This window comes from Thauera sp. ZXT1-4 (genome assembly GCF_052598215.2).
Genome location: NZ_JBQWSN020000007.1, coordinates 73,432 through 97,378, shown reverse-complemented (window position 1 = coordinate 97,378; position 23,947 = coordinate 73,432). Strand labels below are relative to the sequence as shown.

Here is a 23,947-nt window from a genome sequence, read left to right as displayed (position 1 = left end):
CGCCGCAGACCCCGCGGTGGGAGGTCGCGTTCAGTGGCCCAGAGGCCAACGCCAGCCACCGTTCCAGACCGGCTGGACGGAGGGCGAGGCGGCGATGAAGCGATCCCGGGTTGCGAGCATCACGATGTCGATCTTGAGTGGATATGAACGATTGCGCGAGAGAACTGCGTTGGAAAACCGCGCGAAAGATCCGCGCGAGAGTCCGGCCGACGACTGCAGAGCGTTGGTTCGCTATGCACAGGCGATATGATCCAACACTTCGAGTGCGTTCGATAGTAGCCCATCGCATTCTATGGTGTCCACCGGCATGCCCTCGCTGTATCCGTAGCGCACCAGCAGCACCGGCATGCCCGCGCTGCGGGCGGCGAATGCGTCATTGGCCGAGTCGCCGATCATCAGTGCGCGCGGTGCCTCCACCCGCATCCGCTCGCAGGCCAGATGCAGTACAGCCGGATCGGGCTTCTTCACCGCAAGCGTGTCACCGCTCACCACGGTATCGAAGAAATGCGCGATCTCCATGCGTGCGAGCAGCGGCAGCGTGAAAGCCTCCGCCTTGTTGGTCACCACCGCCAGCGGCAGGCCTCGTGTGCGCAAGGCGCCCAGCAACTCGACGACGCCCGGGTAGATACGGGTGCGAGCACCATTGACGAGGGCGTAATGGCGGCGGAACACCGTCACTGCAGTCGCGATCTCCTCCTCGCGCGCATGACTGCCCTCCGTCATGCAGCGATGCACGAGGTTGGGAATACCCTTGCCGACGAAGCTGTGGATTTCGTCCTGACTACGGACCGGGCGACCGAGCTCAACCAGCATCCGGTTGGCGGCATCGGTGAGATCGGCGATAGTGTCGAGCAGGGTGCCATCGAGGTCGAACAGCACGGCCTGCGGGGCAAAGCGTGCGCTCATGCAGCCACCCGGGCAAGCTCGCTGCGCAAGGCACCGATGATCGAGTCGTAGCGGTGGGGGTCGCCCTCCTTGCCCGCGCCGAATACCGCGGAGCCGGCGACGAAGGTGTCGGCGCCCGCACGCGCGATGTCGGCGATGTTCTCGGTCTTCACCCCGCCGTCGATCTCGAGCAGGATGCGGCGCCCGGTACGTGCCTCGTAGGCATCGAGCCTCGCTCGCGCCGCTTGCAGCTTGACCAGGGTCTCGGGAATGAACTTCTGGCCGCCAAAACCGGGGTTGACGCTCATCAGCAGCACCACGTCGATCTTGTCCATGACGTGGTCCATCCAGGCCAGCGGCGTGGCGGGATTGAACACCAGCCCGGCCTGGCAGCCCGAGTCGCGGATCAGGCCGAGCGAGCGGTCGATGTGCTCGGAGGCCTCGGGGTGGAAGGTGATGATGCTGGCACCGGCCTTGGCGAAATCGGGAATGATGCGGTCAACCGGCTTCACCATCAGGTGCACATCGATCGGCGCGGTGGTGTGGGGACGGATCGCCTCGCACACCAGCGGGCCGATGGTGAGGTTGGGGACGTAATGGTTGTCCATCACGTCGAAGTGGATCCAGTCGGCGCCGGAGGCGATCACGTTGCGCACTTCCTCGCCGAGGCGGGCGAAGTCGGCGGACAGCAGGCTGGGGGCGATGCGGTACATGGCGGTCTCCGGAGGCAGGGGGTCAGTCCGGATTCTAACCGCAGCAGACACGCGCTTGTGGCCGCCAGCAGCCACAAACGCAGCAACTGTGCGCTCAGCGCACGCAGACCTTGCGCACCTGTTTCATGTCGGTGATGCCCGCCAACACCTTCTCCATGCCGTCCTGGCGCAGGGTGCGCATGCCCTCGTGCAGCGCCTGGCCAAGTACCTGGTCTACGCGGCCACGCTCCTGGATCAGACGCTTGATCGCTTCCGAACCCTGCATGAGCTCATGCAGGCCCACCCGCCCCTTGTAGCCGTGGTTGCAATGCTCGCACCCCACCGGGGCATAGAGCGTGAAGCGCCCCGCCTTGTCGGCGAATGCCTCCTTCCAGCGCGCAAGCACCCTTCCCCGCGCGCCTTCCGGGTCGGCCCGGAACTCGTCTACGAGGTGCATGTCCTCGCAGTACTCCTCCAGCATGCGATGCATCTCGTCCTCGTCCGGGTGATAGGCCGCCCGGCACTTCAGACACAGGCGCTTGGCGAGGCGCTGGGCGAGTACGCCGAGCAGGGCGTCGGCGAAGTTGAACGGGTCCATACCCATGTCGAGCAGGCGAACCACCGACTCGGGCGCGCTGTTCGTGTGCAGGGTCGAGAACACAAGGTGGCCGGTGAGCGAGGCCTCGATACCCACGGTAACGGTCTCGTGGTCACGCATCTCGCCCACCATGATCACGTCCGGATCGGCACGCAGGAAGGCACGCATCATGGTGGCAAAGTCGATGCCGGCCTTGCGGTTGACCTGAACCTGGCGCAAACCCTTCTGGGTGATCTCCACGGGGTCCTCGACCGTCCAGATCTTGGTGTCGGGCGTGTTGATGTAGTTGAGGATGGAGTGCAGCGTGGTGGTCTTGCCCGAGCCGGTGGGACCGCACACGAAGAAGATGCCGTAGGGCTTGGCGATCGCCCCCTTGAGCCGTTCGAGATTGAAGGGCAGCAGCCCGAGCTTGTCGATCTGGATCGGCTCGCTGCTCGCGAGCAGGCGCATGACCACATCCTCCATACCCCCTTGGGTGGGCAGGGTGGCCACGCGCAGCTCGAGATCGATGGGCGCGAACTTGCGGAAGCGGATCTTGCCGTCCTGCGGCTTGCGGCGCTCGGCGATGTCGAGATCACACATGATCTTGATGCGGGTCACGAGCGGATTGCGGTAGCTCGCCGGCACCTCGATGTAAGGTACGAGGGAGCCGTCCTTGCGGAACCGGATCAGGGTCTTCTCCCGCCCGGGGCGCGGCTCGATGTGGATGTCGGAGGCACCCTGCTTGTAGGCGTCGATGATGACCTTGTTGACCAGCTTGACCAGTTCGTTGTCCGCTGCAGCGGTGACATCGTCCTTACGCGCAACGCTTTCCTCCTCGTGCTCGTCGAGCCCGGAGAGCAGGTCGTTGACCGAGGCATCGCCCAGGTCGACGCCGAAGAACTGTTCGATGGTCTGCTCGAAATCACGCTCGGTCGTGACGCGGTAGCTGAGGCGCTTCTTCAGAAACACGTTCTGCGCGACACCCGAACTCCTCACCTGCTCGGGATCGATGCACAGGATCACCACGCCTTCGGTGGTTTCCTCATAGGGTAGCCAGAGGCTCTGCTCGACATACTCGCGCTTGATGTTGCGCAGCAGGTCCAGCGGTTTGACGTGGTTGGCCACGAAGGGCTGGTACGGCACGCCGAAGAAGCGTGCCGCCGCTTCGCCCAGCTCTGCAGTCCCCAGGCCGAACTGGTCGATCAGAACGGATTCGGTGCCGTTGCCATTCTCGCGTGCATCGCGCGTGGCATCGGCGAACTCCTCGGCCGTGATCCGCCCGTCCATGACCAAGGCGTCAAAGCGGGAGCGCAGCCTTGCGGGCTGGCTCGCATGGCGCAGAAAAGCGACGGCCAGCGTCTGCGCAAGCCCCTGCACGCCCTCCTCCGCAATCTGGGAAAAAGGCGCCCCGCTCAGCGTGTTGATCAGCTGCAACACACCAAGTAGCTTGCCGCTCTCCGGATCGCGGATCGGGGCGACGAGCATCTGGCGGGAGTGGAAGCCGGTACTGGCATCGACCTCGCGCCTGAGCTTGAGCCCAGGCGAGATCTGGTGCAGTTCGGAGTCGTCGTAGGCGTCCCGGATGTTAACGAGTTGCCCACTGAGCGCGACAAAGCCTGCGATGCTGTTCTCGGCGATCGGCAAGCGAATGCTCTGCACGCCGCTCAGCCCGGTCTTCACCCGGGTGATGATGGAGTGCCCGCTCTCATCCACAGTGTAGATGCTGAAGCGCTCGGCCTCGAACAGGGCACAGAACTCTGGCGCAAGCTCAAGGAGGAGCTCGTCGACATTCCGGCTCGCGTGGATCCGGTTCGTGAGCGTCTGCAATCCCTTGAAAAAGGCCAGGCGGCGCGTCACGGCGCTGACGGGGGGCGCATTCTCGGTCATTCTCTCCTCGCTTGCTCTTCGTTCTGGATCAGGCAGGCGCTACCTGCCCGTCGCTGCGGCACCCCCGCACCCGCTCGCTCAGAATTCGAGCACGTCGCCCTGGCCGAGCCGACGCAGGATCCGTCCTCCCACGTGCAGTTCTTCCATGATGCGCAGGCTTGCGCCTGGCTTGAGGTGACTGACGTGCACCCGGGGCGCTCCGCCGATGCGGTCGAGCATGGCATGTGCGGAGCTCGGGCACAGATGCCGGGACGCGCTCGCCAGCGCCTGCTGGTCTTCGGCGAAGGCGGTCTCGAGGATGAGGTGGCGCAGTTGCGGGCAGGCATTGATCGCATCGATCAGTTCTTCACAGTACGCAGTGTCGCCAGAGAAGACCAGTTGCCCATGCCCGCTGTCAAGCCCATACGCCACCGAGGGGATGGTGTGCCGCGCAGGCAGCGCGGTAATGCACCTTCCATCGAGCTCGACGGAGTCCCCCACCTGCAGGGGGCTGAAGCGCATGAAGGGCCGCTCACGGTCGGGAATCGCGGTGAAATCCGGCCAGATCTGCCAGTTGAAGATGTGCGCCTGCAGGGCTGCGATGGACTCGCCGAGCGCATGCACCACGAGCGGCGAGGCCCTCAGCTCGCCCACCGTATCCACCAGCAGAGGCAGGGCTGCTATGTGATCGAGGTGGACATGGGTGAGGAAAACGTGATCGATGCGGCGAAGCACCTCCAGCGGCAGGTCACCCACACCCGTGCCGCAGTCGATCAGGATGTCGTCGTCAACAAGGAAGGAGGTGGTGCGCGACTGCGAGCCACCGATTCCACCACTGCACCCCAGAACCTCGAGCCTCATCTCTCCGACCACCCATCGCGCGCCCGACCTGAGGTCAGCGCAGAATCCTCATGATGCGATCAAAGTTAACACTTCGGGCTCCGGCTGCCGCGGCACAAAATCACGGCTCGTCGCGCGCTCAGGCGCGCAGGAAGAACTCCATCTTCACGCCAGCCAGCTCGATGATGTCGTGGTCGCGCAACGGGCGCGCCTGGGCATCGATTGCCTTGCCGTTGACGAGCGGAAAGCTCGCGCCTTCGACATGGGTGATGAAGAAGCCGTGCGGTCGCCGCGTGATGACCGCAACCTGACGCCCGGGCTTCCCGAGCGTCGTCAGCGACTTGGTGAGTTCCAGTTCACGCCCTGCATTGCCGCCGCTGAGGACCTGGATCACGCCAGTGACAGCGCCCGCCGCCGGTGCAGCCTGGGTACCGGACAGCCCGACATCGGTTGCAACCTCGGCATCGACCATGGTACCGGGCATCTGGAACGGCTTGAGGGCAACCGAGTCGATCATCTCGGATGCCGCCAGTCCGGGCTTGGCGTCGTCGACGATGTACTTGATGCGGTACTTGCCCAGCTCGATCACGTCGTTGTTGCGCAGGACATTCTTCTTGACCTGCTGGCCGTTCAGATAGGTGCCGTTGGTACTGTTCTGGTCTTCGAGAAAGGCATCGTTGGTGATGCAGGTGATCACCGCGTGGTGCCCGCTGATCGCCAGGTTGTCGATCTGGATGTCGTTGTCCGGCTTGCGCCCGATGGTGGTGCGCTCCTTGACGATCGGCAGCTCCTTGAGCACCAGACCGTCCATGCTGAGAACCAGTTTCGGCATGACCCTACCCGTCGAAGAGTTCCTGTTGCAGTCCCTGCGCGCACCGCAAGTCGCAGCGGAAACAACGCACGAGCGCATTCTACAGCGCGACCGCAACGCGTTAACAAAAAAGGCGCCGGACTCGCCGGCGCCTCTTGTCTGCGTCATGCAAGAACGATCAGAGCATCGCCTTGAGCAGCTTGCCCATTTCGGAGGGGTCACGCGTGACCTTGAAGCCGCACTCTTCCATGATGGCGAGCTTGGCGTCGGCGGTGTCGGCACCGCCGGAGATCAGCGCGCCAGCGTGGCCCATGCGCTTGCCGGCCGGGGCGGTAACGCCGGCGATGAAGCCGACGATCGGCTTCTTCATGTTGGCCTTGCACCACATCGCGGCTTCGGCTTCGTCCGGACCGCCGATCTCGCCGATCATGATCACCGCGTCGGTGTCCGGATCGTCGTTGAACATGCGCATCACGTCGATGTGCTTGAGGCCGTTGATCGGGTCGCCGCCGATACCGACCGCCGAGGACTGGCCGAGACCGATCTCGGTGAGCTGAGCCACGGCTTCATAGGTCAGCGTGCCGGAGCGCGACACGACGCCGATGCGGCCCTTGCGGTGGATGTGGCCGGGCATGATGCCGATCTTGATCTCGTCGGGCGTGATCAGGCCGGGGCAGTTGGGGCCGAGCAGCAGGGTTTCCTTGCCGCCAGCGGCAACCTTCTGCTTCATCTTGTTGCGCACCATCAGCATGTCACGGACCGGGATGCCTTCGGTGATGCAGATCGCCAGGTCGAGGTCGGCCTCGCAGGCTTCCCAGATGGCATCGGCAGCACCCGCGGGCGGCACGTAGATGACCGACACGGTGGCGCCGGTCTCGGCAGCGGCTTCCTTGACCGAGGCGTAGATGGGGATGTCGAAGATCTTCTCGCCCGCCTTCTTCGGGTTCACGCCGGCGACGAAGCAGTTCTTGCCGTTGGCGTATTCCTGGCACTTCTCGGTGTGGAACTGACCGGTCTTGCCGGTGATGCCCTGGGTGATGACCTTGGTGTCTTTGTTGATCAGGATGGACATTCGAAGCTCTCCTTACTTGACCGCAGCGACGATCTTGGTCGCGGCATCCGCCATGGTGTCGGCGGTGATGATCGGCAAACCCGACTCGGCGAGGATCTTCTTGCCGAGGTCTTCGTTGGTGCCCTTCATGCGCACCACGAGCGGGACGGAGAGGTGAACTTCCTTGGCTGCAGCGACCACGCCGGTGGCGATGGTGTCGCACCGCATGATGCCGCCGAAGATGTTGACCAGAATGCCCTTGACCTTGGGGTTCTTGAGCATGATCTTGAAGGCTTCGGTGACCTTCTCGGTGGTCGCGCCGCCGCCGACGTCGAGGAAGTTGGCCGGCTCGGCGCCGAACAGCTTGATCGTATCCATGGTAGCCATGGCCAGACCGGCGCCATTCACCAGGCAACCGATGTTGCCGTCGAGGCTGATGTAGGCAAGGTCGAATTTGGATGCTTCGAGCTCGTCAGCGTCCTCTTCGTCGAAGTCACGGAAATCGACGATTTCCGGGTGACGGTAGAGGGCGTTGGAGTCGAAGTTGAACTTCGCGTCGAGCGCCTTGATGTTGCCGTTGCCCTCGAGGATCAGCGGGTTGATTTCCGCGAGCGAGGCATCGGTTTCCATGTAGCAGGTGTAAAGGCGCTTGAGCGTGTCGACCGCCTTGGCCACGGAAGCGTCGGGCACCCCGATGCCGCGGGCCAGGTTCTCGGCCTGAGCGTCGGTCAGACCGACGAGCGGATCGACGAACTCCTTGAGGATCTTCTCGGGGGTACTGTGGGCGACTTCCTCGATGTCCATGCCGCCTTCCGAGGAGGCCATCATCGCAACCTTCTGCGTGGCACGGTCGGTCAGCGCGGCGACGTAGTATTCGTGCTTGATGTCGGCGCCTTCCTCGATCAGCAGGTTGCGCACCTTCTGGCCCTCGGGGCCGGTCTGGTGGGTCACGAGCTGCATGCCGAGGATGTCATTGGCGTGCTGGCGCACTTCGTCGAGCGAACGGGCGAGCTTTACGCCGCCGCCCTTGCCGCGGCCACCCGCGTGGATCTGGGCCTTGACCACCCAGATCTTGCCGCCGAGTTCCTCGGCCGCCTTGACCGCTCCGTCGACCGACACGCAGTGGAAGCCGCGCGGCGTAACGACGCCGTATTTTCTCAACAGTTCTTTTGCCTGATACTCATGAATCTTCATGGTTGCCCTTCGATCGAAGCCGTGACGGCACTGACCGTCACGAACAGGTTGATGGCACGACTCGGAGCACGCGCTCCGCCACGGGCGTCGTCTCCCTCGGCCGCCGCCCGTCGTATTGAATCGGGACCCCCCCGACCCGACCCGCAAGCCGGGCGCACAAATGCCCCGGTGCAAGACTCCATAATTATAACCCGCTTTGGACGGCGCACTGGTGCACTGCAATTGCGCGATACAGGCTGGACGGGAGCACAATTCCGGGCCCACCCCTCTCGCCGCCGTCATGGAGCAGCACGACCAACCAAGCGCCCGAAAGCGTCGCAAACAAGGCGTGATGCGGTGCGCACACCGTCGAAGCGAGTACAATTTCATGCACGATCATGCGACAGAGTTCCTGGAGCGGACCTTGCAGGCCTGATAAAAAAAGTCCCACTCGAACAACCCAGCGCCGGACGCGCGGACGATGAACACCAAACTCATACCGCTTTCCCTTGCCATTGCAGCCGCCCTGCTGACGCAGACGCCGGCGGTGCACGCGGCTTCGCTGGGCGAAATCCAGGGAACCTCGGCGCTGGGAGAGGCCTTCCGCGCAGAGATTGCACTCATCGGCGCCGGCACTGAAGTCGGTTGCTTCCGGGTGGCCAGCGTTCGGGCCGAAGAAGACGGGATTCCTGCCATCGGCAGCGGGCAGATCACTATTGAGGGGCGTGGCACACAGGCCCGACTTGTGATCCGTAGCAGCGCCCGCGTACACGACCCCATCGTCCGCATCGCGGTCGAAAACATCTGCGAATCGCGCCTGCACAAGGAGTTCACCCTCCTGCTCCCTTTCACCTCGGCGGCCGATACCGCAGCTCCGCAGCCCAGGCCGCAAGCGCGCCCCCGTCCTGCATCGCGCCCAGGCGCGGGAGCGCCTCCGGCCACGACGCCGAAGAAACCAGCAACCGCCCCCGCCAAAGGTGAGCCTCCCGCGCGCACTGCATCCAAAGGCCGTCCCGCAGGAGGAGAATCGTCCAGCGATCGCCTCGTCGTCGACAAGGCGGAGCCCCCGGTCGGTGCGAACACACGGGGCGAACGCACGCCCGCAGAGCCCTCGGCCGATCTGCTGACCCGCGAGCGCGAACTCGCGGCCGCCATCGACCGCAGCATCATTGCCGAGATGGAACTACTCGCGCGCATCAAGGAATTGGAAGAGATCCAGGCCCGACTGGAGGCTCGGCTGCGAGCGGCAGTCGCGAGCGCGCCGGCAGCAGCGCCTGCCATTCCGTCCATCCCTGCAGCAAGCGCGCCCGTCGCTGCAGCGCCCGCAGCGCAAGCGCCGACTGCGACCGATACGATACAGAACGACGTTTACCTGTTCGCCGGCTTGGGGGCTGTCGCCCTGCTGCTGGCGCTGTGGCTGCGCGGCCGGCGCAACGAACCGCCCCCCGTAGCGAAACGGCCGACGGATGAGGACGCACGCGAGAACGTGCGACGTGGCGTCGCGCGTGCGGAGGATACCCTGTTCGCAAGCCCAACCACGGTTTCCACGTCCACAGTCACCCGCCCCCCCACGCCGGCGGAAGCACGGGCCGAGGCCTTCTCCCTTGCGCCGCCGCCGGAAGTGGTCGACACCGAATCCATGGAGGAGCACAAGTCCGCGGTCGAGCTCGCCGAGATCATGATGAGTTTCGGCCGCGTGCGCGGCGCTGCGGACACGCTCGCCGAGTTCATCCGCAGCAACCCGCGCGAAGCCGTCACGCCGTGGTTGAAGCTGCTGGAGGCCTATCGCGCAGGCGGCCTGCGCGAGGAGTTCGATGCCGTCGCACGCGAGCTCAACAAGACCTTCAACGTCAACACCGTCACTTGGGACAATTACGACACCCTGCGCAACATTTCGGCAAGCCTCGAAGACCTCTCGCACGTTTCCGAAAACCTGCAGCACAGTTGGGGCACCACCGTTTGCCAACGCTACCTGCAGCACCTGTTGCGCGACAACCGGGACGGCACCCGCGCAGGCTTCCCGTTCCCCGTGGTGGACGAAATCCTCACCTTGGCGGCAATCCTCGACGACCAGCTCGGACCGTACAAGTCCGTGATGGAGCAGGTCGCTCCGCCGGCCTCCACCTTGCCGCGCTAGGGGCTACACCGGGTTGTCGAGATCGACAAAGTCGGCCTGCAATCCGAATTGCCGCGCGAGATGCTCTGCCACGGCGCGAGCGCCGTAGCGTTCGGTCGCATGGTGACCCGCAGCAAGGTAAGGCACTCCGGACTCGCGCGCGAGGTGCACCGTCTGTTCCGAGATCTCGCCTGACACATACAGATCCGCGCCGGCGAGGATCGCCTGCTCGAAATACCCCTGCGCGGCACCGGTGCACCAGGCCACCCTTCGCACCACACGCCCGGCGTCGCCCACCAGCATCGGATCGCGCCGCAGGCTCGCGCCGATCGTGACAGCAAGGTCGCCTGCCGTCATGTCCGCCCGGGCGGGACGACCGATCCAGCCCAGGTCCTGATCAGCGAAGCGACCTTCGACCTGCCAGCCCATCAGCGCCCCGAGCTGCGCGTTGTTGCCGAGTTCCGGGTGCATGTCGAGCGGCAGATGGTAAGCGAACAGGCTGATGTCGTTGGCAAGCAGGGCACGCAGGCGACGACGCCGGTAGCCGGTCACCCGTCCATCGTCGCCACGCCAGAACAGGCCGTGGTGGACGAACACCGCATCGTAGTCGCCGCCCACGGCATGGTCGATCAAGGCCTGGCTGGCGGTGACACCACACAGCACACGTGCAACCTCGGCACGACCTTCCACTTGCAGACCGTTTGGGCAATAATCCTTGAGCCGCGGGGTATCCAGGAGCGCGTCCAGTTGCGCCCCAAGCTCGGCAAGTTGCATTCGATCCTCTCCATTCCATGGACGGGCTTGCGCTTCCTCTGCGCCCCACCCGACACCATCAGGCCCACATTATGCGCCGCTTGTGGCTCATCTTCGCGCAGGCCGTCACCGTCAGCGTGGCCGTGCTGTTCGTGCTCAACACGCTCAAGCCGGAGTGGCTGCGCACAGCCACCCCGGCATCGGTTGTCGCGATTCTCGAAGCGCCGGACAACGGCGAAGCGCGCGCCCAGGCGACAAGCTCCTACGCCGACGCCGCGCAACGCTCGATGCCGGCGGTGGTGCACATCTTCACCACCAGCGCCGGCCGTGGCCAGCGCCACCCGCTGTTCGACGATCCGCTGTTCCGTCATTTCTTTGGCGACCGCCCACAACAGGAACGAGGCCAGCGCGAAGCCGGCCTGGGCTCGGGCGTCATCGTCAGCCCTGAGGGCTATGTCCTCACCAACAACCACGTCATCGAAACCGCCGATGCGATCGAGGTTGCACTGAACGACGGACGCAAGTTCTCCGCCCGCCTGATCGGCCGCGACCCGGAAACCGACCTGGCCATCCTTCGCATCGAGACGGATGAACCGCTGCCGGTGATCACTTTCTCCGGTACCGACAGCCTGACGGTGGGCGACGTCGTGCTCGCCATCGGCAACCCTTTCGGGGTGGGCCAGACCGTGACCATGGGCATCGTGTCTGCGCTTGGGCGCAGCCAGCTCGGCATCAACACCTTCGAGAACTACATCCAGACCGACGCCGCCATCAACCCCGGCAACTCGGGTGGTGCCCTCGTCGACAGCCGCGGCGATCTGGTAGGCATCAACACCGCGATCTACTCTCGCTCTGGCGGTTCGCTTGGCATTGGTTTCGCGATCCCGGTATCGATCGTGCGCGACGTGCTGCAGCAGATCGTCGCCAGCGGCGAGGTGGTGCGCGGCTGGGTCGGCGTGGAGATACAGGACCTGACCGCCGAACTGGCGGCCTCGTTCGGCCACCCGGACGCCAACGGCGCGCTGATCGCGGGCGTGCTGCGCGGCAGCCCCGCGGATCGCGGCGGCGTCCGCCCGGGAGACATCCTGATCGCGGTCGACGGGCGCAGCGTTCGCGACCCGAGGGCGATGCTGGACATGGTCGCCGCCCTCCCTCCCGGCAGAAAGTCCGGCTTCACGGTGAAAAGGAACGGCGAGCAACTCGAGCTCACGGTCGAAGTCGGTCGCCGGCCAACACCCGCCAGCACACGGCGCTAGGTCAGAACCGCGCGCAAAACCGCGCGCATTCCGGCGCACGGCCCGGAGAGCTGTCAGGACTTCCCGCCCTTGCCCTCTTCGGCCTCGATACGATCGAGCTCGCGATCCATGTCTTCGATCGAGGGCGGCTCATAACCGGCAGCAGCCTCTTTCTGCGGCGAGGGTTTCGTAATCATGCGTGCGAGCACGATGCCCAACTCATAGAGCAGACACATCGGCACGGCGAGCATGAACTGCGAGACCACGTCGGGCGGGGTGACGATCGCGGCGATCACGAACGCCCCCACGATCACGTAGGGACGCATCTCCTTGAGCTTGGCCACATCGACGATGCCAGCCTTGACCATCAGGATCACGGCCACCGGAACCTCGAAGGTGATCCCGAAGGCGATGAACATCGACATCACGAAGGACAAGTACTGCTCTATGTCCGGCGCAGGCACGATGCTCTTGGGGGCGAACTCGGCGATGAAGCTGAATACCATGCCGAACACGAAGAAGTAGCAGAACGCCATGCCGATCAGGAACAGCAGGGTACTGCCGAGTACCAGGGGCAGCGCCATGCGCTTCTCATGTGCATAAAGCCCGGGCGCGATGAAGGCCCAAGCCTGATAGAGCACCCAGGGCAGCGCAAACACGAAGGCGACCATCATGGTTACCTTCACCGGCACGAAAAAGGGCGTGACCACCCCGGTGGCGATCATGTTGGTGCCCGCGGGCAAGGTGTCCATCATCGGCTTGGCGAGGATGTCGTAAATGTCTCCCGCCCAGGGCATCAGCACCACGAAGACGATGACAACCGCAAGCAGCGCGCGGATCAGCCGGTCTCGCAGTTCAACGAGGTGCGAGATGAAGGTTTCCTGTTGTGTGCTCATGCCTTGCCCTTGTCCGGGGTGGGAGCCGAAGCCGGGGCGGCCCCGTCAAGACCGAGCTCGAGCTGTGGCCGGTGTTCCGTACCGCTCGCAAGCAGCGCACCGCCCCGGACCGGTCCGGGGTCTGCGGCCGCTTCCGCACTGCCGCCCTCGCCCTTGACCGGCGCAGTCTCGCTGGCGCGCGTGCCGTTGGGCAGAATCGAGCGCACCTCTTCCGCGGCCTGCCCCACCTCGGACTCGACGCTCGCCACACCCTGACGCACGGTGGACTCGAGCTCTTGCGCCTGCTGCTTGACCTGCTCCTGAAGCTTCTTGAGCTCTTCGAGCTGCATCTCACGCTGGATGTCGGATTTCACGTCCGTTACGTAGCGCTGCACGCGCCCGAGCAGGTGCCCCGCCGTGCGCGCGACCTTGGGCAGGCGCTCGGGCCCGACCACGATCAGCATCACGACGCCGATCACCATGAGTTCCGAAAAGCCGAAGTCGAACATGTGTGCTCGCTCGAGACACGGACCCGAGCGGGTCCGCAGGAAAACGAAGGGGCGCTCCGTTCAGGGCGCCCCTCGGATTGCGAGACGCGTCGCTCAGGACCGGTTCTGGTCTACCTTTTCGCGCGCCTCGCCCTCGATGGTCTGGTCCTCGGCAATCTTCTGCTGCGTGCCGGAGGCATTCGCATCGCCCTCCTTCATGCCTTCCTTGAAGCCCTTCACCGCCCCACCGAGATCGGAGCCGATGTTGCGCAGCTTCTTGGTACCGAACACCAGCAGGACAATGACCAGCACGATGAGCCAGTGCCAGATGCTGAAAGAACCCATACCGCTCTCCTTAACGCTTCAACATGGGCGGCAGGGGATTCGGCCCGCCCAGAATGTGGAGGTGCAGATGATACACCTCCTGCAAACCGACTCTTCCGGTATTGACGATGGTGCGGAAGCCCTCGGTGCAGCCCTGCTCGCGCGCGATGCGCCCGGCTGCAACCATCAGACGCCCCATTGCCGCCTCGTGTTCCTCGGACAGGTGCGCCATCGAGTCGACGTGCACTTTCGGCACGACCAGCACATGTACCGGCGCGACCGGATTGATGTCGTGGAAGGCGTAGACGTGCTCGTCCTCATAGACCTTCTTCGACGGAATCTCGCCGTGCACGATGCGGCAAAAGATGCAGTCGCTCATGCACCCGCCCCCTGCGCGGTACGCGACTTCTTCTCATCGATACCCGACACGCCCTCGCGGCGACGGAACTCGGCGAGTACGTCGTCCACCGAAAGGCCGTGATGGGCGAGCAGCACCATGGAGTGGAACCAGAGGTCGGTGACCTCCCAAACCAGGTGCAACATGTCCTTGTCCTTGGCGGCCATGATGGTCTCGGCGGCTTCCTCGGCGACCTTCTTGCAGATCGTGTCGGTGCCCTTCTGGTAAAGGCTGGAGACGTAGGAGGAATCCGGATCGGCCTTCTTGCGCGCAGCCAGGGTTTCGGCCACGCGATGCAGCACTTCGATATCGATCATTTGTAGATCTCCTGCGGGTCTTTCAAAACCGGTTCGACGGCCTGCCAGTGACCGTCATCGAAATACTTCTGGAAGAAACAGCTATGGCGCCCAGTGTGGCAAGCGATGCCGCCAACCTGCTCGATCTTCAGCAACACCACGTCGTTGTCGCAGTCGATGCGGATATCGAGCACCTTCTGCACATGACCGGACTCTTCACCCTTGTGCCACAGCTTACGGCGCGAACGCGACCAGTAGATGGCTTCGCCGGTCTCGGCGGTGCGCTGCAGGGCCTCGCGGTTCATCCAGGCGAACATCAGCACATCCCCGGTGGAAGCCTCCTGCGCGATCACCGGAACCAGGCCATGCTCATCCCACTTGACCTCGTTCAACCAGCGCGTGTTCTCGCTCACAGCCGTACCTCGATCCCTCGCGCGCGCATCAGCTCCTTGGCCTCGCGCACGGTGTGCTGTCCGAAATGAAAGATGCTCGCCGCCAGCACCGCGTCTGCACGGCCTTCCGAGACGCCCTCGGCGAGGTGCTCCAGAGTACCGACACCACCGCTGGCGATCACCGGGATGCGCACCGCATCCGACACCGCCCGCGTGAGCGCGAGATCGAAGCCGCTCTTGGTGCCGTCGCGATCCATGCTGGTGAGCAGGATCTCGCCGGCGCCGAGCGACTCGACCTTGCGCGCCCACTCGATGGCGTCCAGCCCGGTGTTGTTGCGCCCGCCGTGGGTGAACACCTCCCACTTGCCGGGCGCGGTCTGCTTGGCGTCGATCGCCACCACGATGCACTGGCTGCCGACCTTGCTCGAGGCGTCATTCACCAGTTGCGGGTTGTTGACCGCCGCGGTGTTCATGCTGACCTTGTCAGCGCCGGCATTGAGCAGGCGGCGCACATCCTCGACCACACGCACGCCGCCACCGACGGTGAGCGGAATGAAGACCTGCTCGGCGACCTGCTCGACCACATGCAGGATGATGTCGCGGTCGTCCGAACTCGCGGTGATGTCGAGGAAGGTGATCTCGTCAGCGCCCTGCTCGTCGTAACGGCGGGCGATCTCGACCGGATCACCGGCGTCGCGTAGCTCGACGAAATTGACGCCCTTGACCACACGCCCGGACTTCACGTCCAGGCAGGGAATGATGCGTTTGGCGAGCATCAGCGGCACTCAGCGGAGAAGGTCATTCGGCGGCACCGCGCAGCTCGTCGGCGCGCGCCTGTGCGGCGGCGAAATCGAGCGTACCTTCGTAGATCGCACGGCCGGTGATCGCGCCCATGATGCCTTCGTCCTCTACCGCGCACAGCGCGTCGATGTCGCGCAAGTCGGTGATGCCCCCGCTGGCGATGACGGGAATGCGCAGCGCGCGTGCCAAGCGCACAGTGGCCTCGACATTGACTCCCGAGAGCATGCCGTCGCGACCAATGTCGGTATAGATCACCGACTCCACGCCGTAGTCCTCGAACTTCTTCGCCAGGTCAACGACGTCGTGGCCGGTGAGTTTGGACCAGCCGTCCACCGCCACCTTGCCGTCCTTGGCATCCAGGCCCACGATGATGTGGCCGGGGAAGGCAGTGCAGGCATCATGCAGAAAGCCGGGGTTCTTCACCGCGGCGGTGCCGATGATGACGTAGGTGATGCCGTTGTCGAGATAGTGCTCGATCGTGTCGAGGTCGCGGATCCCGCCGCCAAGCTGGACCGGAATGTCGTCGCCCACCTCGTCGGTGATCGCGCGGATCGCAGCGCCATTCTTGGGCTTGCCGGCGAAAGCGCCGTTGAGGTCTACCAGATGCAGGCGCCGCGCCCCGGCATCGAGCCAGTGGCGAGCCATGGCACCGGGATCTTCGGAGAACACCGTGGCGTCGTCCATCTCGCCCTGTTTCAGGCGAACACATTGACCGTCCTTGAGGTCGATGGCGGGAATGAGCAGCATACGGGGGGTCAGCAATGATGGATCGGATGAAGGGCGCTGGCCGCTCAGGGCTGCCAGCGAATGAAATTGCCCAGCAGGCGCAAGCCAGCCGCAGCACTCTTTTCGGGGTGGAACTGGGCCGCGAAGATATTAGCCCGCGCTACCGCACTGGTAAAGCGAACACCATAGTCGGTCTCCGCCGCGGCCAGGCCGGGCGCGGCAGGCACCACGTAGTAGCTATGCACGAAGTAGAAGCGCTCGCCGTCGGGAATGCCTTCCCACAGCGGATGCGGGCCGCACTGCCGGACCTCGTTCCAGCCCATGTGCGGCACCTTAAGCCGGCTACCGTCCGCCGCGAGCATCTTCGCATCAGGAAAGCGCACCACCTCACCCGGCAGTACGCCCAGCCCCGGCACATCACCCTCGGCGCTATGCTCGAACAGCATCTGCTGGCCGATGCAAATACCGAGAAAGGGCTTCTCGGCCGCCGCGGCGAGTACAGCCGGGCGCAGACCGCGCGCATCCAGTTCGCGCATGCAGTCGGGCATGGCGCCCTGACCGGGGAATACGACGCGCTCGGCCGCGGTGACGCGGGCCGGATCCGAGGTGATGAAGACATCGTGCCCGGGCGCGACGTGCTCGATCGCCTTGGCGACCGAGCGCAGGTTGCCCATGCCGTAATCGATGATGGCCACGGTGGTCATCGGCTTGACTCGCTATTGGACGAAACGGCGGCGGCACCCGGCCGCCGCGGGATGGGAAGAATCAGAGCGCGCCCTTGGTCGAGGGAATGGTGCCCGCGGCCCGCTCGTCATGCTCAGCCGCCATGCGTAGCGCACGGGCAAAGGCCTTGAACACGGTTTCGCACTGATGGTGAGCGTTCTCGCCGCGCAGGTTGTCGATATGCAGCGTGACGCCCGCGTGATTGACGAAGCCCTGGAAAAACTCGCGCGCCAGATCCACGTCGAAATTGCCGATGCGTGCGCGGGTGTAGTTCACGAAGTAGTGCAGCCCAGGGCGGCCGGAGAAATCGACCACCACGCGCGACAAGGCCTCGTCGAGCGGCACATAGGCGTGACCGTAGCGGCGCAGGCCCTTCTTGTCGCCAAGCGCCTTGGCGAATGCCTGGCCAAGCGTGATTCCCACGTCCTCGACGGTGTGATGATCGTCGATGTGCGTGTCGCCCTCGCAATGGATGTCCAGGTCGATCAGGCCGTGGCGCACGATCTGATCGAGCATGTGATCGAAGAACGGCACGCCGGTATCCAGCTTGCCCTGGCCGCAGCCGTCCAGGTCGATGCGCACGGTGATCTTCGTTTCGAGGGTGTTACGTGTGACTTCTGCTTGCCGCATGGGGGCTTCTGGCCAAAGGGTTAAGGTCGGGGCCATGATACCATCGCGCGGCAAACCCGCAGCAAAGTGCGGGCTATTGTCCACAATGGCGCCGGCTATCGCGATGCCCCGCGGGCATTTAAGTGCTTGCGCGCCGATCCCGTTCCACCTCGAACCGCAGACATCCGCATGAGCCGCTTCTGGAGCGCCGTGACCCACGGCCTGACCCCCTATGTGCCGGGCGAGCAACCCAAGCTCGACAACCTGGTCAAGCTCAACACCAACGAGCACCCCTACGGGCCTTCGCCGCGGGTACTCGAGGCGATCCGTGCCGCAGCCGGCGACGGTCTGCGCCTCTATCCCGACCCCAACGCCGATGCGCTGAAGGCCGCGCTCGCACGCCACCATGGCGTGCAGCCGCAGCAGGTCTTCGTCGGCAACGGTTCGGACGAGGTGCTTGCTCACGCCTTCATGGGGCTGCTCAAGCACGAGCGCCCGCTGTGGTTTCCCGACATCACCTACAGCTTCTACCCGGTGTATTGCGAGTTGTACGGCATCGACTACCGCACGGTCCCTCTCGCCGACGACTACTCGATCCGGGTAGAGGACTATCTGCCGAAAGGCGACGACTACGCCGGCGCGATCATCTTCCCGAACCCCAACGCCCCCACCGGCCGCCTGCTCGACCTCATGGACGTCGAGCACATCGTCGCCGCAAACCCGGAGGCGGTGGTGCTGGTGGACGAAGCCTATGTCGATTTCGGGGGCGAGAGCGCAGTCGCGCTGGTCGACCGCCATCCCAACCTGCTCGTCACCCACACCTTCTCCAAGAGCCGCTCGCTGGCCGGCCTGCGCGTGGGCTACGCGGTGGGCCATGCCGAGCTGATCGAGGGCCTGGAGCGGGTGAAGAACAGCTTCAACTCCTACCCGCTGGATCGCCTCGCGCTTGCCGGCGCCGTAGCCTCGGTCGATGACGGCGAACACTTCCGCGCCAATTGCGCACGCGTGATCGCGACGCGCGAAAACCTCACCGCCGCCATGCAGGCGCTCGGCTTCGAGGTACTGCCCTCGGCAGCCAACTTCATCTTCGCTCGCCATCCGGCACGCGACGGCGCCGAGCTCACCGCCGAACTGCGCAAACGCGCGATCATCGTCCGCCACTTCAAGGCACCACGCATCGACCAGTTCATGCGCATCACGGTGGGCACGGATGAACAGTGCGCCACGCTGGTCGATGCGCTGAAGGACATTCTCAACCGCTGAAGCAGCGCTGGGGCGCGGCCGGCGGGTGACCGCACTCCGCCAACGCTGCGCCGGCTCAGGCCTTCAGCCGCATTTCCGCCGAGCGCGCGTGCGCCTGCAGGCCTTCGCCATGGGCAAGGATGGACGCCACCCTGCCCAAGTGCTGCGCGCCGGCCTGCGAGATGTTCACGATGCTGGTGCGCTTCTGGAAGTCGTAGGTGCCAAGCGGCGACGAGAAGCGCGCGCTGCGCATGGTCGGCAGCACGTGGTTGGGGCCGGCGCAGTAGTCGCCGAGCGCCTCCACCGCCCAGTGGCCGACGAAGATCGCGCCGGCGTGGCGGATATGATCGATCCAGGCCTCGGCATCGTCCATCGACAGCTCGAGGTGCTCGGGCGCGATGCGGTTGGCGATCGCGCAGGCCTGCTCCAGGCTGTCGACATGGATCAGCGCACCGCGGTTGGCGAGCGACTTGGCGATCGTGTCGCGGCGCGGCATGGTGGGCAGCAGGCGGTCGATCGCCTCGTGCACCGCGTCGATGAAGGCCACGTCAGTGCACAGCAGGATGGACTGCGCAAGCTCGTCGTGCTCGGCCTGGGCGAAGAGATCCATCGCCACCCAGTCGGCGTGACCGGAACCGTCGGAGATGATCAGCACCTCGGAAGGACCGGCGACCATGTCGATGCCTACTGTGCCGAACACCCGGCGCTTGGCCTCGGCCACATAGGCGTTGCCCGGGCCGACGATCTTGTCCACCTGCGGGATGGTCTGCGTGCCGTAGGCCAGCGCCGCCACCGCCTGCGCGCCGCCGATGGTGAACACGCGGTCGACGCCGGTGATCGCGGCGGCCGCCAGCACGAGCGGATTCTTGTCGCCGCGCGGCGTGGGCACGACCATGATCAGTTCGCCGACGCCGGCGACCTTGGCCGGGATCGCGTTCATCAGTACCGAGCTCGGATAGGATGCGCGTCCGCCCGGCACGTAGAGGCCGACGCGGTCGAGCGGCGTGACCTTCTGCCCCAGGCGGGTGCCGTCGGCCTCGGCGAATTCCCACGACTCGCCCTTCTGGCGCTCATGATAGATGCGCACACGGTCAGCGGCGATCGTCAGCGCCTCGCGCTGCGCGGATGACAAACTACTGAGCGCCGCATGCAGCTCGGACTTCGGCAGTTCCAGCGCCGCCATCGAATCCACGTCCAGGCCATCGAAGCGGCGGGTGTACCCCACCACCGCGGCGTCTCCAGTGGTGCGCACCGCGCGCAGGATCTCGGTGACGGCGGTGTCGATACGCTCGTCTGCTTCGGACTCGAAGGCGAGCAACGCATCCAGCGTGGACAGAAACTCGGGTTCGCGCGCGGCAAGGCGGCGGATGGGCGTCTGGCTCATGAAGCAGTCCTTACGGTTTGATCGCGCCGGCGAAGGCGTCGAGCAGCGGCTGGATGAGTTCGCGCTTGAGCTTGAGCGAGGCCTGGTTGACGATCAGCCGCGAACTGATGGGCATGATGTCCTCGACCTCCTCGAGGTTGTTCGCACGCAGCGTACCGCCGGTGGAGACCAGGTCGACGATGGCATCGGCCAGTCCGACCAGCGGGGCGAGCTCCATCGAGCCGTAGAGTTTGATAAGGTCCGCATGCATGCCCTTGCCGGCGAAATGCGCCTTGGCGGCGTTGATGTACTTGGTCGCGATGCGGATCCTTCCGCCAGGGCGGGTCGCAGCGGCGTAGTCGAAACCCTTCTGCACCGCGACGCACAACCGACACTTCGCGATGTTGAGGTCAAGCGGCTGATACAGGCCCGCTCCACCATGCTCGATCAGCACGTCCTTGCCGGCAATGCCCAGATCCGCCGCGCCATACTGGACGTAGGTGGGCGTATCGGTCGCACGCACGATCACCAAGCGCACATCGGGCCGGTTGGTGCCGATGATGAGCTTGCGCGAGGATTCGGGATTGTCGGTGGGCACGATGCCCGCGGCGGCGAGCAGCGGCAGGGTTTCTTCGAAGATGCGCCCCTTGGACAGGGCGAGCGTGATGCTGGACACGTGGAAGACCTTGATCTGACGGACGGCGCATTGTAACCCGGCGCCGCTTCTGTTAACCTTCGCGCAACTGGCTGAACCGCAGGTGGCGGTTCGGCCTTTTCTTTTGTTTTGCCGCTGCGTCGGCGCGCACTTCAGGCAGGAAACCCGCACCATGAAACCGTCGATCATCGTCTCCAGCAGCGACCTCGAGCGCCTCGAGGGCCTGCTGACCCTCCCCGCCTTCCGCAGCCGCAGCGACCTGGACGGCCTGCGCGAGGAGCTCGAGCGTGCGGACGTTCGCGAACCCGAGGACATGCCGTCCGACGTCATCACCATGAACAGCCGCGCACGCTTCGTCGAGGAAGGCACCGGACGCGAGTATGAACTGACCCTTGCCTATCCCAAGGACGCCAACGCCGAAGCACACCGGGTATCGATCTTCTCGCCTGCGGGCAGCGCCCTGCTGGGTCTGTCGGCCGGACAGTCGATCGACTGGAAGGCGGCCGACGGGAAAGAGATCCATCTGAAAGTGATCGAAGTCACCTGGCAGCCGGAAGCCCACGGACAATTCGACCTCTGAGCGGCCTCTGAGCGGCCTCTGAGATCTACGCACTGCGCTGCGCGCATTCGGCACCACGCGTGACGAAGGCAAGGCCCTGACGAAGCGGACAACATCGCGTCGTCAGGGCCCGCCTACTTGCGGTTCGCCCGCCTTCAGGCCAGTCGCCTGACCTTCGCACCAAGCGCGGCGAGCTTTTCCTCGAGGCGCTCATAGCCCCGGTCAAGGTGATAGATGCGCTCGATCACCGTTTCGCCCTCGGCCACCAGACCCGCCACCACGAGCGACGCCGAAGCGCGCAGGTCAGTCGCCATCACGGTAGCCCCCTCCAGCCTCTCCACGCCCTGAACCACAGCAGTGTTGCCGTCGATGCGAATGTCGGCCCCCAGGCGCTGGAGTTCGACCGCGTGCATGAAGCGGTTCTCGAAAATGGTTTCGCGAATCATCGCCACACCGCTGGCGACACTGTTGATCGCCATGAACTGCGCCTGCATGTCGGTCGGAAACGCAGGATAGGGCGCGGTACGCAGGCTCACCGCATGGAGCCGGGGCGGTGCAGCCAGGCGAATCGCATCACGCTCGCAGACGATCTCGCAACCTGCGTCCATCAGCTTGTCGATCACCGCATCCAGATAGCTCGAACTGGTGCCCGTCAGGCGTATCGAACCGCCGTTGGCCGCAGCCGCGCACAGGTAGGTGCCGGTCTCGATGCGGTCAGGCATGATCCGGTGCGTCGCGCCGTGCAGACGCTCGACACCGCGGATACGGATCACGTCGGTTCCAGCACCGGAGATCTGCGCCCCCATCTCCACCAGGCAGCGAGCGAGATCGACCACCTCGGGCTCGCGTGCAGCATTCTCGATCACCGTCTCGCCGTCGGCGAGGGTGGCCGCCATCATCAGATTCTCCGTTCCCGTCACCGTTACCATGTCGGTGAACAGGCGCGCGCCCTTGAGACGCGGCACGGTGGCATGGACGTAGCCATGCTCGACCCGCACCTCCGCACCCATCGCCTGCAGCCCCTTGATGTGCTGATCGACCGGACGCGCACCGATCGCGCAGCCACCGGGCAGCGACACCCTTGCCTCGCCGCAGCGCGCCACCAACGGCCCAAGCACGAGGATGGAGGCGCGCATGGTCTTGACCATCTCGTAGGGCGCCACGGGGTTGTTCAGGCCCGAGGCGTCCACCATCACGGTGTCACCGCTGCGCTCGACCTTCACCCCCATCTGCCCGAGCAGGGCGAGCAGAGTGCCGATGTCCTTCAGCTGCGGCACGTTGGTGAACGTGACCGGCTCGGAGGTCAGCAGCGCCGCACACAGGATGGGCAGTGCTGCATTCTTGGCACCAGAAATGGCGACCTCGCCCGACAGGCGGGCGCCGCCTTCGATCAGCAGCTTATCCATTGCCGCCTCACATACCCAACTCGCCGCGCCCTTCCTCCCACTGCGCGGGCGTGAAGGTCTGCAGTTGCAGGGCGTGGATCTCGTTGCCCATCAGCCTGCCGAGGGTGGCGTAGACGGCCTGGTGCTGACGAACCTTCATCTTGCCCTCGAAGGTCGAGCTGACCACGATGCCGCGAAAATGCACGCCATCCTCGCCCTCGATGAACACCATCTCGCAGGGCAGACCCTGCTCGATCAGGCGCTTGATCTCGCTTGCTTCAAACATCTGTAATCCTTTACGAACGCAGCTTGTAGCCCCGCGCGAGCATCCCCAGGGTGAGCGCCGCGAGTACCACGAAACAAAAGCCCACCACGCCCAGCGAAAGCCAGGGCGAAGTGTCCGATTGACCGAAAAAGCCGTAGCGGAACCCGTCGATCATGAAGAAGAACGGGTTGAAATGCGATACATCCTGCCAGAACTGCGGCAACGAGTGGATGGAGTAAAAGACCCCCGACAGCATCGTGAGCGGCAGGATCAGGAAGTTCTGGAAGGCGGCAAGCTGGTCGAACTTGTCCGCCCAGATCCCGGCGATGACCCCGAAGGATCCGAGAATCACCCCACCCAGGACCGCGAAGCTCAGCACCCACAGCGGATTGGCCATCGGCACCTCGACGAACGCCGCTGACACCGCCAGAACGCCAGCGCCGACCATCAGGCCGCGCAGCGTGGAGGCGATCACGTAGGCAGCATAGAACTCGCGGTAGGACAAGGGCGGCAACAGCACGAAGATGATGTTACCGGTGATCTTGCTCTGGATCAGCGAGGACGAGCTGTTGGCGAAGGCGTTCTGCAGCACCGACATCATCACCAGCCCGGGCACCAGGAAGCTGGTGTAGGCGACCTCCCCATAGACCGTGACGTGGCGGTCGAGCACATGCGAGAAGATGAGCAGGAACAGGAGCGCATTGAGCACCGGCGCGGCGACAGTTTGGAAGCTGACCTTCCAGAAACGCAAGGTTTCCTTGTACAGCAAGGTGCGAAAACCTGTAAGCGGCGATTCGGCGGCCATGGGCTCGATACGCGGCGAAGCCATGAGCTCGGTCCCGGTT

The 23,947-nt window shown here is 64.7% G+C and carries 27 protein-coding genes; 4 read left to right on the top strand and 23 right to left on the bottom strand.

Annotated elements, in window-relative coordinates:
* Positions 1-231: 231 nt before the first annotated feature.
* The 7 genes from ACUH78_RS07945 to sucC all read right to left on the bottom strand — a co-directional run bounded on the left by ACUH78_RS07945 (position 232) and on the right by sucC (position 7,919).
* Positions 232-906, bottom strand: a complete 675-nt coding sequence (locus ACUH78_RS07945) for a phosphoglycolate phosphatase (protein ID WP_418365153.1) — start codon at positions 904-906, stop codon at positions 232-234.
* Positions 903-1,598, bottom strand: a complete 696-nt coding sequence (gene rpe / locus ACUH78_RS07940; protein WP_418365154.1) for a ribulose-phosphate 3-epimerase — start codon at positions 1,596-1,598, stop codon at positions 903-905. Before rpe ends, ACUH78_RS07945 begins: the two co-directional genes overlap by 4 nt.
* 94 nt (positions 1,599-1,692) lie before the next feature.
* Complete coding sequence (locus ACUH78_RS07935; protein WP_445333158.1) at positions 1,693-4,044, bottom strand: GspE/PulE family protein; 2,352 nt, start codon at positions 4,042-4,044, stop codon at positions 1,693-1,695.
* A 78-nt stretch (positions 4,045-4,122) separates the two neighbouring features.
* Positions 4,123-4,884, bottom strand: coding sequence for a 3',5'-cyclic-nucleotide phosphodiesterase (locus ACUH78_RS07930; protein WP_445333159.1), 762 nt, complete (start codon positions 4,882-4,884; stop codon positions 4,123-4,125).
* 118 nt (positions 4,885-5,002) lie between these two features.
* On the bottom strand, positions 5,003-5,695 hold the full coding sequence (locus ACUH78_RS07925; protein WP_418365157.1) for an FHA domain-containing protein: 693 nt from the start codon (positions 5,693-5,695) through the stop codon (positions 5,003-5,005).
* Between the two features lie 157 nt (positions 5,696-5,852).
* A complete protein-coding gene (gene sucD / locus ACUH78_RS07920; RefSeq protein WP_418365158.1) occupies positions 5,853-6,746 on the bottom strand; it encodes a succinate--CoA ligase subunit alpha in 894 nt (297 codons plus the stop codon).
* A gap of 12 nt (positions 6,747-6,758) precedes the next feature.
* Complete coding sequence (gene sucC, locus ACUH78_RS07915) at positions 6,759-7,919, bottom strand: ADP-forming succinate--CoA ligase subunit beta (protein WP_418365159.1); 1,161 nt, start codon at positions 7,917-7,919, stop codon at positions 6,759-6,761.
* A 460-nt stretch (positions 7,920-8,379) separates the two neighbouring features.
* Between sucC and ACUH78_RS07910 the strand changes: the two genes are divergently transcribed.
* On the top strand, positions 8,380-10,035 hold the full coding sequence (locus tag ACUH78_RS07910; protein ID WP_445333160.1) for a type IV pilus assembly protein FimV: 1,656 nt from the start codon (positions 8,380-8,382) through the stop codon (positions 10,033-10,035).
* A 3-nt stretch (positions 10,036-10,038) separates the two neighbouring features.
* Here the strand turns inward: ACUH78_RS07910 and ACUH78_RS07905 are convergent, their stop codons facing one another.
* Entirely contained in the window at positions 10,039-10,788 is a 750-nt protein-coding gene (locus tag ACUH78_RS07905) for a Nif3-like dinuclear metal center hexameric protein (RefSeq protein WP_418365161.1), read from the bottom strand.
* A 71-nt stretch (positions 10,789-10,859) separates the two neighbouring features.
* Here ACUH78_RS07905 and ACUH78_RS07900 point away from each other — a divergent pair, with 71 nt between their 5' ends.
* A complete protein-coding gene (locus tag ACUH78_RS07900) occupies positions 10,860-12,023 on the top strand; it encodes a Do family serine endopeptidase (protein ID WP_418365162.1) in 1,164 nt (387 codons plus the stop codon).
* Between the two features lie 53 nt (positions 12,024-12,076).
* Here ACUH78_RS07900 and tatC read toward each other — a convergent pair whose 3' ends face one another.
* From tatC to hisB, 10 genes are all read right to left on the bottom strand, one after another.
* A complete protein-coding gene (gene tatC, locus ACUH78_RS07895) occupies positions 12,077-12,898 on the bottom strand; it encodes a twin-arginine translocase subunit TatC (RefSeq protein ID WP_418365163.1) in 822 nt (273 codons plus the stop codon).
* Entirely contained in the window at positions 12,895-13,386 is a 492-nt protein-coding gene (gene tatB / locus ACUH78_RS07890) for a Sec-independent protein translocase protein TatB (RefSeq protein WP_445333161.1), read from the bottom strand. Before tatB ends, tatC begins: the two co-directional genes overlap by 4 nt.
* 93 nt (positions 13,387-13,479) lie before the next feature.
* The gene (gene tatA / locus ACUH78_RS07885; protein ID WP_418365165.1) at positions 13,480-13,710 is read right to left on the bottom strand and encodes a Sec-independent protein translocase subunit TatA; all 231 of its coding nucleotides are present in this window, start codon (positions 13,708-13,710) and stop codon (positions 13,480-13,482) included.
* Positions 13,711-13,720: 10 nt separating this feature from the next.
* Entirely contained in the window at positions 13,721-14,068 is a 348-nt protein-coding gene (locus tag ACUH78_RS07880; RefSeq protein WP_445333162.1) for a histidine triad nucleotide-binding protein, read from the bottom strand.
* The gene (locus ACUH78_RS07875; protein WP_418365167.1) at positions 14,065-14,403 is read right to left on the bottom strand and encodes a phosphoribosyl-ATP diphosphatase; all 339 of its coding nucleotides are present in this window, start codon (positions 14,401-14,403) and stop codon (positions 14,065-14,067) included. Before ACUH78_RS07875 ends, ACUH78_RS07880 begins: the two co-directional genes overlap by 4 nt.
* Positions 14,400-14,795 carry a phosphoribosyl-AMP cyclohydrolase gene (gene hisI, locus ACUH78_RS07870; protein WP_418365168.1) on the bottom strand — a complete coding sequence of 132 codons (396 nt, stop codon included), beginning with the start codon at positions 14,793-14,795 and terminating at the stop codon, positions 14,400-14,402. Before hisI ends, ACUH78_RS07875 begins: the two co-directional genes overlap by 4 nt.
* Positions 14,792-15,550 carry an imidazole glycerol phosphate synthase subunit HisF gene (hisF, locus tag ACUH78_RS07865; RefSeq protein ID WP_435750500.1) on the bottom strand — a complete coding sequence of 253 codons (759 nt, stop codon included), beginning with the start codon at positions 15,548-15,550 and terminating at the stop codon, positions 14,792-14,794. Before hisF ends, hisI begins: the two co-directional genes overlap by 4 nt.
* A gap of 22 nt (positions 15,551-15,572) precedes the next feature.
* On the bottom strand, positions 15,573-16,322 hold the full coding sequence (gene hisA / locus ACUH78_RS07860; RefSeq protein ID WP_435750501.1) for a 1-(5-phosphoribosyl)-5-[(5-phosphoribosylamino)methylideneamino]imidazole-4-carboxamide isomerase: 750 nt from the start codon (positions 16,320-16,322) through the stop codon (positions 15,573-15,575).
* A gap of 44 nt (positions 16,323-16,366) precedes the next feature.
* Positions 16,367-17,005, bottom strand: a complete 639-nt coding sequence (gene hisH / locus ACUH78_RS07855) for an imidazole glycerol phosphate synthase subunit HisH (RefSeq protein ID WP_418365170.1) — start codon at positions 17,003-17,005, stop codon at positions 16,367-16,369.
* A 61-nt stretch (positions 17,006-17,066) separates the two neighbouring features.
* Positions 17,067-17,654, bottom strand: coding sequence for an imidazoleglycerol-phosphate dehydratase HisB (gene hisB / locus ACUH78_RS07850; protein ID WP_418365171.1), 588 nt, complete (start codon positions 17,652-17,654; stop codon positions 17,067-17,069).
* Positions 17,655-17,822: 168 nt separating this feature from the next.
* Here hisB and hisC point away from each other — a divergent pair, with 168 nt between their 5' ends.
* Positions 17,823-18,896, top strand: coding sequence for a histidinol-phosphate transaminase (gene hisC / locus ACUH78_RS07845; protein WP_445333163.1), 1,074 nt, complete (start codon positions 17,823-17,825; stop codon positions 18,894-18,896).
* A 55-nt stretch (positions 18,897-18,951) separates the two neighbouring features.
* Here the strand turns inward: hisC and hisD are convergent, their stop codons facing one another.
* Both hisD and hisG read right to left on the bottom strand, forming a co-directional pair.
* Positions 18,952-20,259 carry a histidinol dehydrogenase gene (gene hisD, locus ACUH78_RS07840; protein ID WP_445333164.1) on the bottom strand — a complete coding sequence of 436 codons (1,308 nt, stop codon included), beginning with the start codon at positions 20,257-20,259 and terminating at the stop codon, positions 18,952-18,954.
* 10 nt (positions 20,260-20,269) lie between these two features.
* On the bottom strand, positions 20,270-20,914 hold the full coding sequence (gene hisG / locus ACUH78_RS07835) for an ATP phosphoribosyltransferase (RefSeq protein WP_418365174.1): 645 nt from the start codon (positions 20,912-20,914) through the stop codon (positions 20,270-20,272).
* Positions 20,915-21,065: 151 nt separating this feature from the next.
* On the opposite strand from hisG, the gene rnk reads away from it, so the two are divergent.
* A complete protein-coding gene (rnk, locus tag ACUH78_RS07830; protein WP_418365175.1) occupies positions 21,066-21,473 on the top strand; it encodes a nucleoside diphosphate kinase regulator in 408 nt (135 codons plus the stop codon).
* Positions 21,474-21,607: 134 nt separating this feature from the next.
* Here rnk and murA read toward each other — a convergent pair whose 3' ends face one another.
* Genes murA through ACUH78_RS07815 form a run of 3 tightly spaced genes read right to left on the bottom strand, consistent with a single transcriptional unit; the run spans position 21,608 to position 23,931 of the window.
* The gene (gene murA / locus ACUH78_RS07825; RefSeq protein ID WP_445333165.1) at positions 21,608-22,858 is read right to left on the bottom strand and encodes a UDP-N-acetylglucosamine 1-carboxyvinyltransferase; all 1,251 of its coding nucleotides are present in this window, start codon (positions 22,856-22,858) and stop codon (positions 21,608-21,610) included.
* 7 nt (positions 22,859-22,865) lie between these two features.
* Positions 22,866-23,123, bottom strand: coding sequence for a BolA family protein (locus tag ACUH78_RS07820; RefSeq protein WP_418365177.1), 258 nt, complete (start codon positions 23,121-23,123; stop codon positions 22,866-22,868).
* A gap of 10 nt (positions 23,124-23,133) precedes the next feature.
* On the bottom strand, positions 23,134-23,931 hold the full coding sequence (locus ACUH78_RS07815; protein ID WP_510497558.1) for an ABC transporter permease: 798 nt from the start codon (positions 23,929-23,931) through the stop codon (positions 23,134-23,136).
* Positions 23,932-23,947 lie beyond the last annotated feature (16 nt).

Excerpts from the sequence above, each read along its gene's own strand:
- ACUH78_RS07945 (WP_418365153.1), bottom strand. The coding sequence starts at position 906 with ATGAGCGCACGCTTTGCCCCGCAGGCCGTGCTGTTCGACCTCGATGGC.
- rpe (WP_418365154.1), bottom strand. The coding sequence starts at position 1,598 with ATGTACCGCATCGCCCCCAGCCTGCTGTCCGCCGACTTCGCCCGCCTC.
- ACUH78_RS07935 (WP_445333158.1), bottom strand. The coding sequence starts at position 4,044 with ATGACCGAGAATGCGCCCCCCGTCAGCGCCGTGACGCGCCGCCTGGCC.
- ACUH78_RS07930 (WP_445333159.1), bottom strand. The coding sequence starts at position 4,884 with ATGAGGCTCGAGGTTCTGGGGTGCAGTGGTGGAATCGGTGGCTCGCAG.
- ACUH78_RS07925 (WP_418365157.1), bottom strand. The coding sequence starts at position 5,695 with ATGCCGAAACTGGTTCTCAGCATGGACGGTCTGGTGCTCAAGGAGCTG.
- sucD (WP_418365158.1), bottom strand. The coding sequence starts at position 6,746 with ATGTCCATCCTGATCAACAAAGACACCAAGGTCATCACCCAGGGCATC.
- sucC (WP_418365159.1), bottom strand. The coding sequence starts at position 7,919 with ATGAAGATTCATGAGTATCAGGCAAAAGAACTGTTGAGAAAATACGGC.
- ACUH78_RS07910 (WP_445333160.1), top strand. The coding sequence starts at position 8,380 with ATGAACACCAAACTCATACCGCTTTCCCTTGCCATTGCAGCCGCCCTG.
- ACUH78_RS07905 (WP_418365161.1), bottom strand. The coding sequence starts at position 10,788 with ATGCAACTTGCCGAGCTTGGGGCGCAACTGGACGCGCTCCTGGATACC.
- ACUH78_RS07900 (WP_418365162.1), top strand. The coding sequence starts at position 10,860 with ATGCGCCGCTTGTGGCTCATCTTCGCGCAGGCCGTCACCGTCAGCGTG.
- tatC (WP_418365163.1), bottom strand. The coding sequence starts at position 12,898 with ATGAGCACACAACAGGAAACCTTCATCTCGCACCTCGTTGAACTGCGA.
- tatB (WP_445333161.1), bottom strand. The coding sequence starts at position 13,386 with ATGTTCGACTTCGGCTTTTCGGAACTCATGGTGATCGGCGTCGTGATG.
- tatA (WP_418365165.1), bottom strand. The coding sequence starts at position 13,710 with ATGGGTTCTTTCAGCATCTGGCACTGGCTCATCGTGCTGGTCATTGTC.
- ACUH78_RS07880 (WP_445333162.1), bottom strand. The coding sequence starts at position 14,068 with ATGAGCGACTGCATCTTTTGCCGCATCGTGCACGGCGAGATTCCGTCG.
- ACUH78_RS07875 (WP_418365167.1), bottom strand. The coding sequence starts at position 14,403 with ATGATCGATATCGAAGTGCTGCATCGCGTGGCCGAAACCCTGGCTGCG.
- hisF (WP_435750500.1), bottom strand. The coding sequence starts at position 15,550 with ATGCTCGCCAAACGCATCATTCCCTGCCTGGACGTGAAGTCCGGGCGT.
- hisA (WP_435750501.1), bottom strand. The coding sequence starts at position 16,322 with ATGCTGCTCATTCCCGCCATCGACCTCAAGGACGGTCAATGTGTTCGC.
- hisH (WP_418365170.1), bottom strand. The coding sequence starts at position 17,005 with ATGACCACCGTGGCCATCATCGATTACGGCATGGGCAACCTGCGCTCG.
- hisB (WP_418365171.1), bottom strand. The coding sequence starts at position 17,654 with ATGCGGCAAGCAGAAGTCACACGTAACACCCTCGAAACGAAGATCACC.
- hisC (WP_445333163.1), top strand. The coding sequence starts at position 17,823 with ATGAGCCGCTTCTGGAGCGCCGTGACCCACGGCCTGACCCCCTATGTG.
- hisD (WP_445333164.1), bottom strand. The coding sequence starts at position 20,259 with ATGAGCCAGACGCCCATCCGCCGCCTTGCCGCGCGCGAACCCGAGTTT.
- rnk (WP_418365175.1), top strand. The coding sequence starts at position 21,066 with ATGAAACCGTCGATCATCGTCTCCAGCAGCGACCTCGAGCGCCTCGAG.
- murA (WP_445333165.1), bottom strand. The coding sequence starts at position 22,858 with ATGGATAAGCTGCTGATCGAAGGCGGCGCCCGCCTGTCGGGCGAGGTC.
- ACUH78_RS07820 (WP_418365177.1), bottom strand. The coding sequence starts at position 23,123 with ATGTTTGAAGCAAGCGAGATCAAGCGCCTGATCGAGCAGGGTCTGCCC.
- ACUH78_RS07815 (WP_510497558.1), bottom strand. The coding sequence starts at position 23,931 with ATGGCTTCGCCGCGTATCGAGCCCATGGCCGCCGAATCGCCGCTTACA.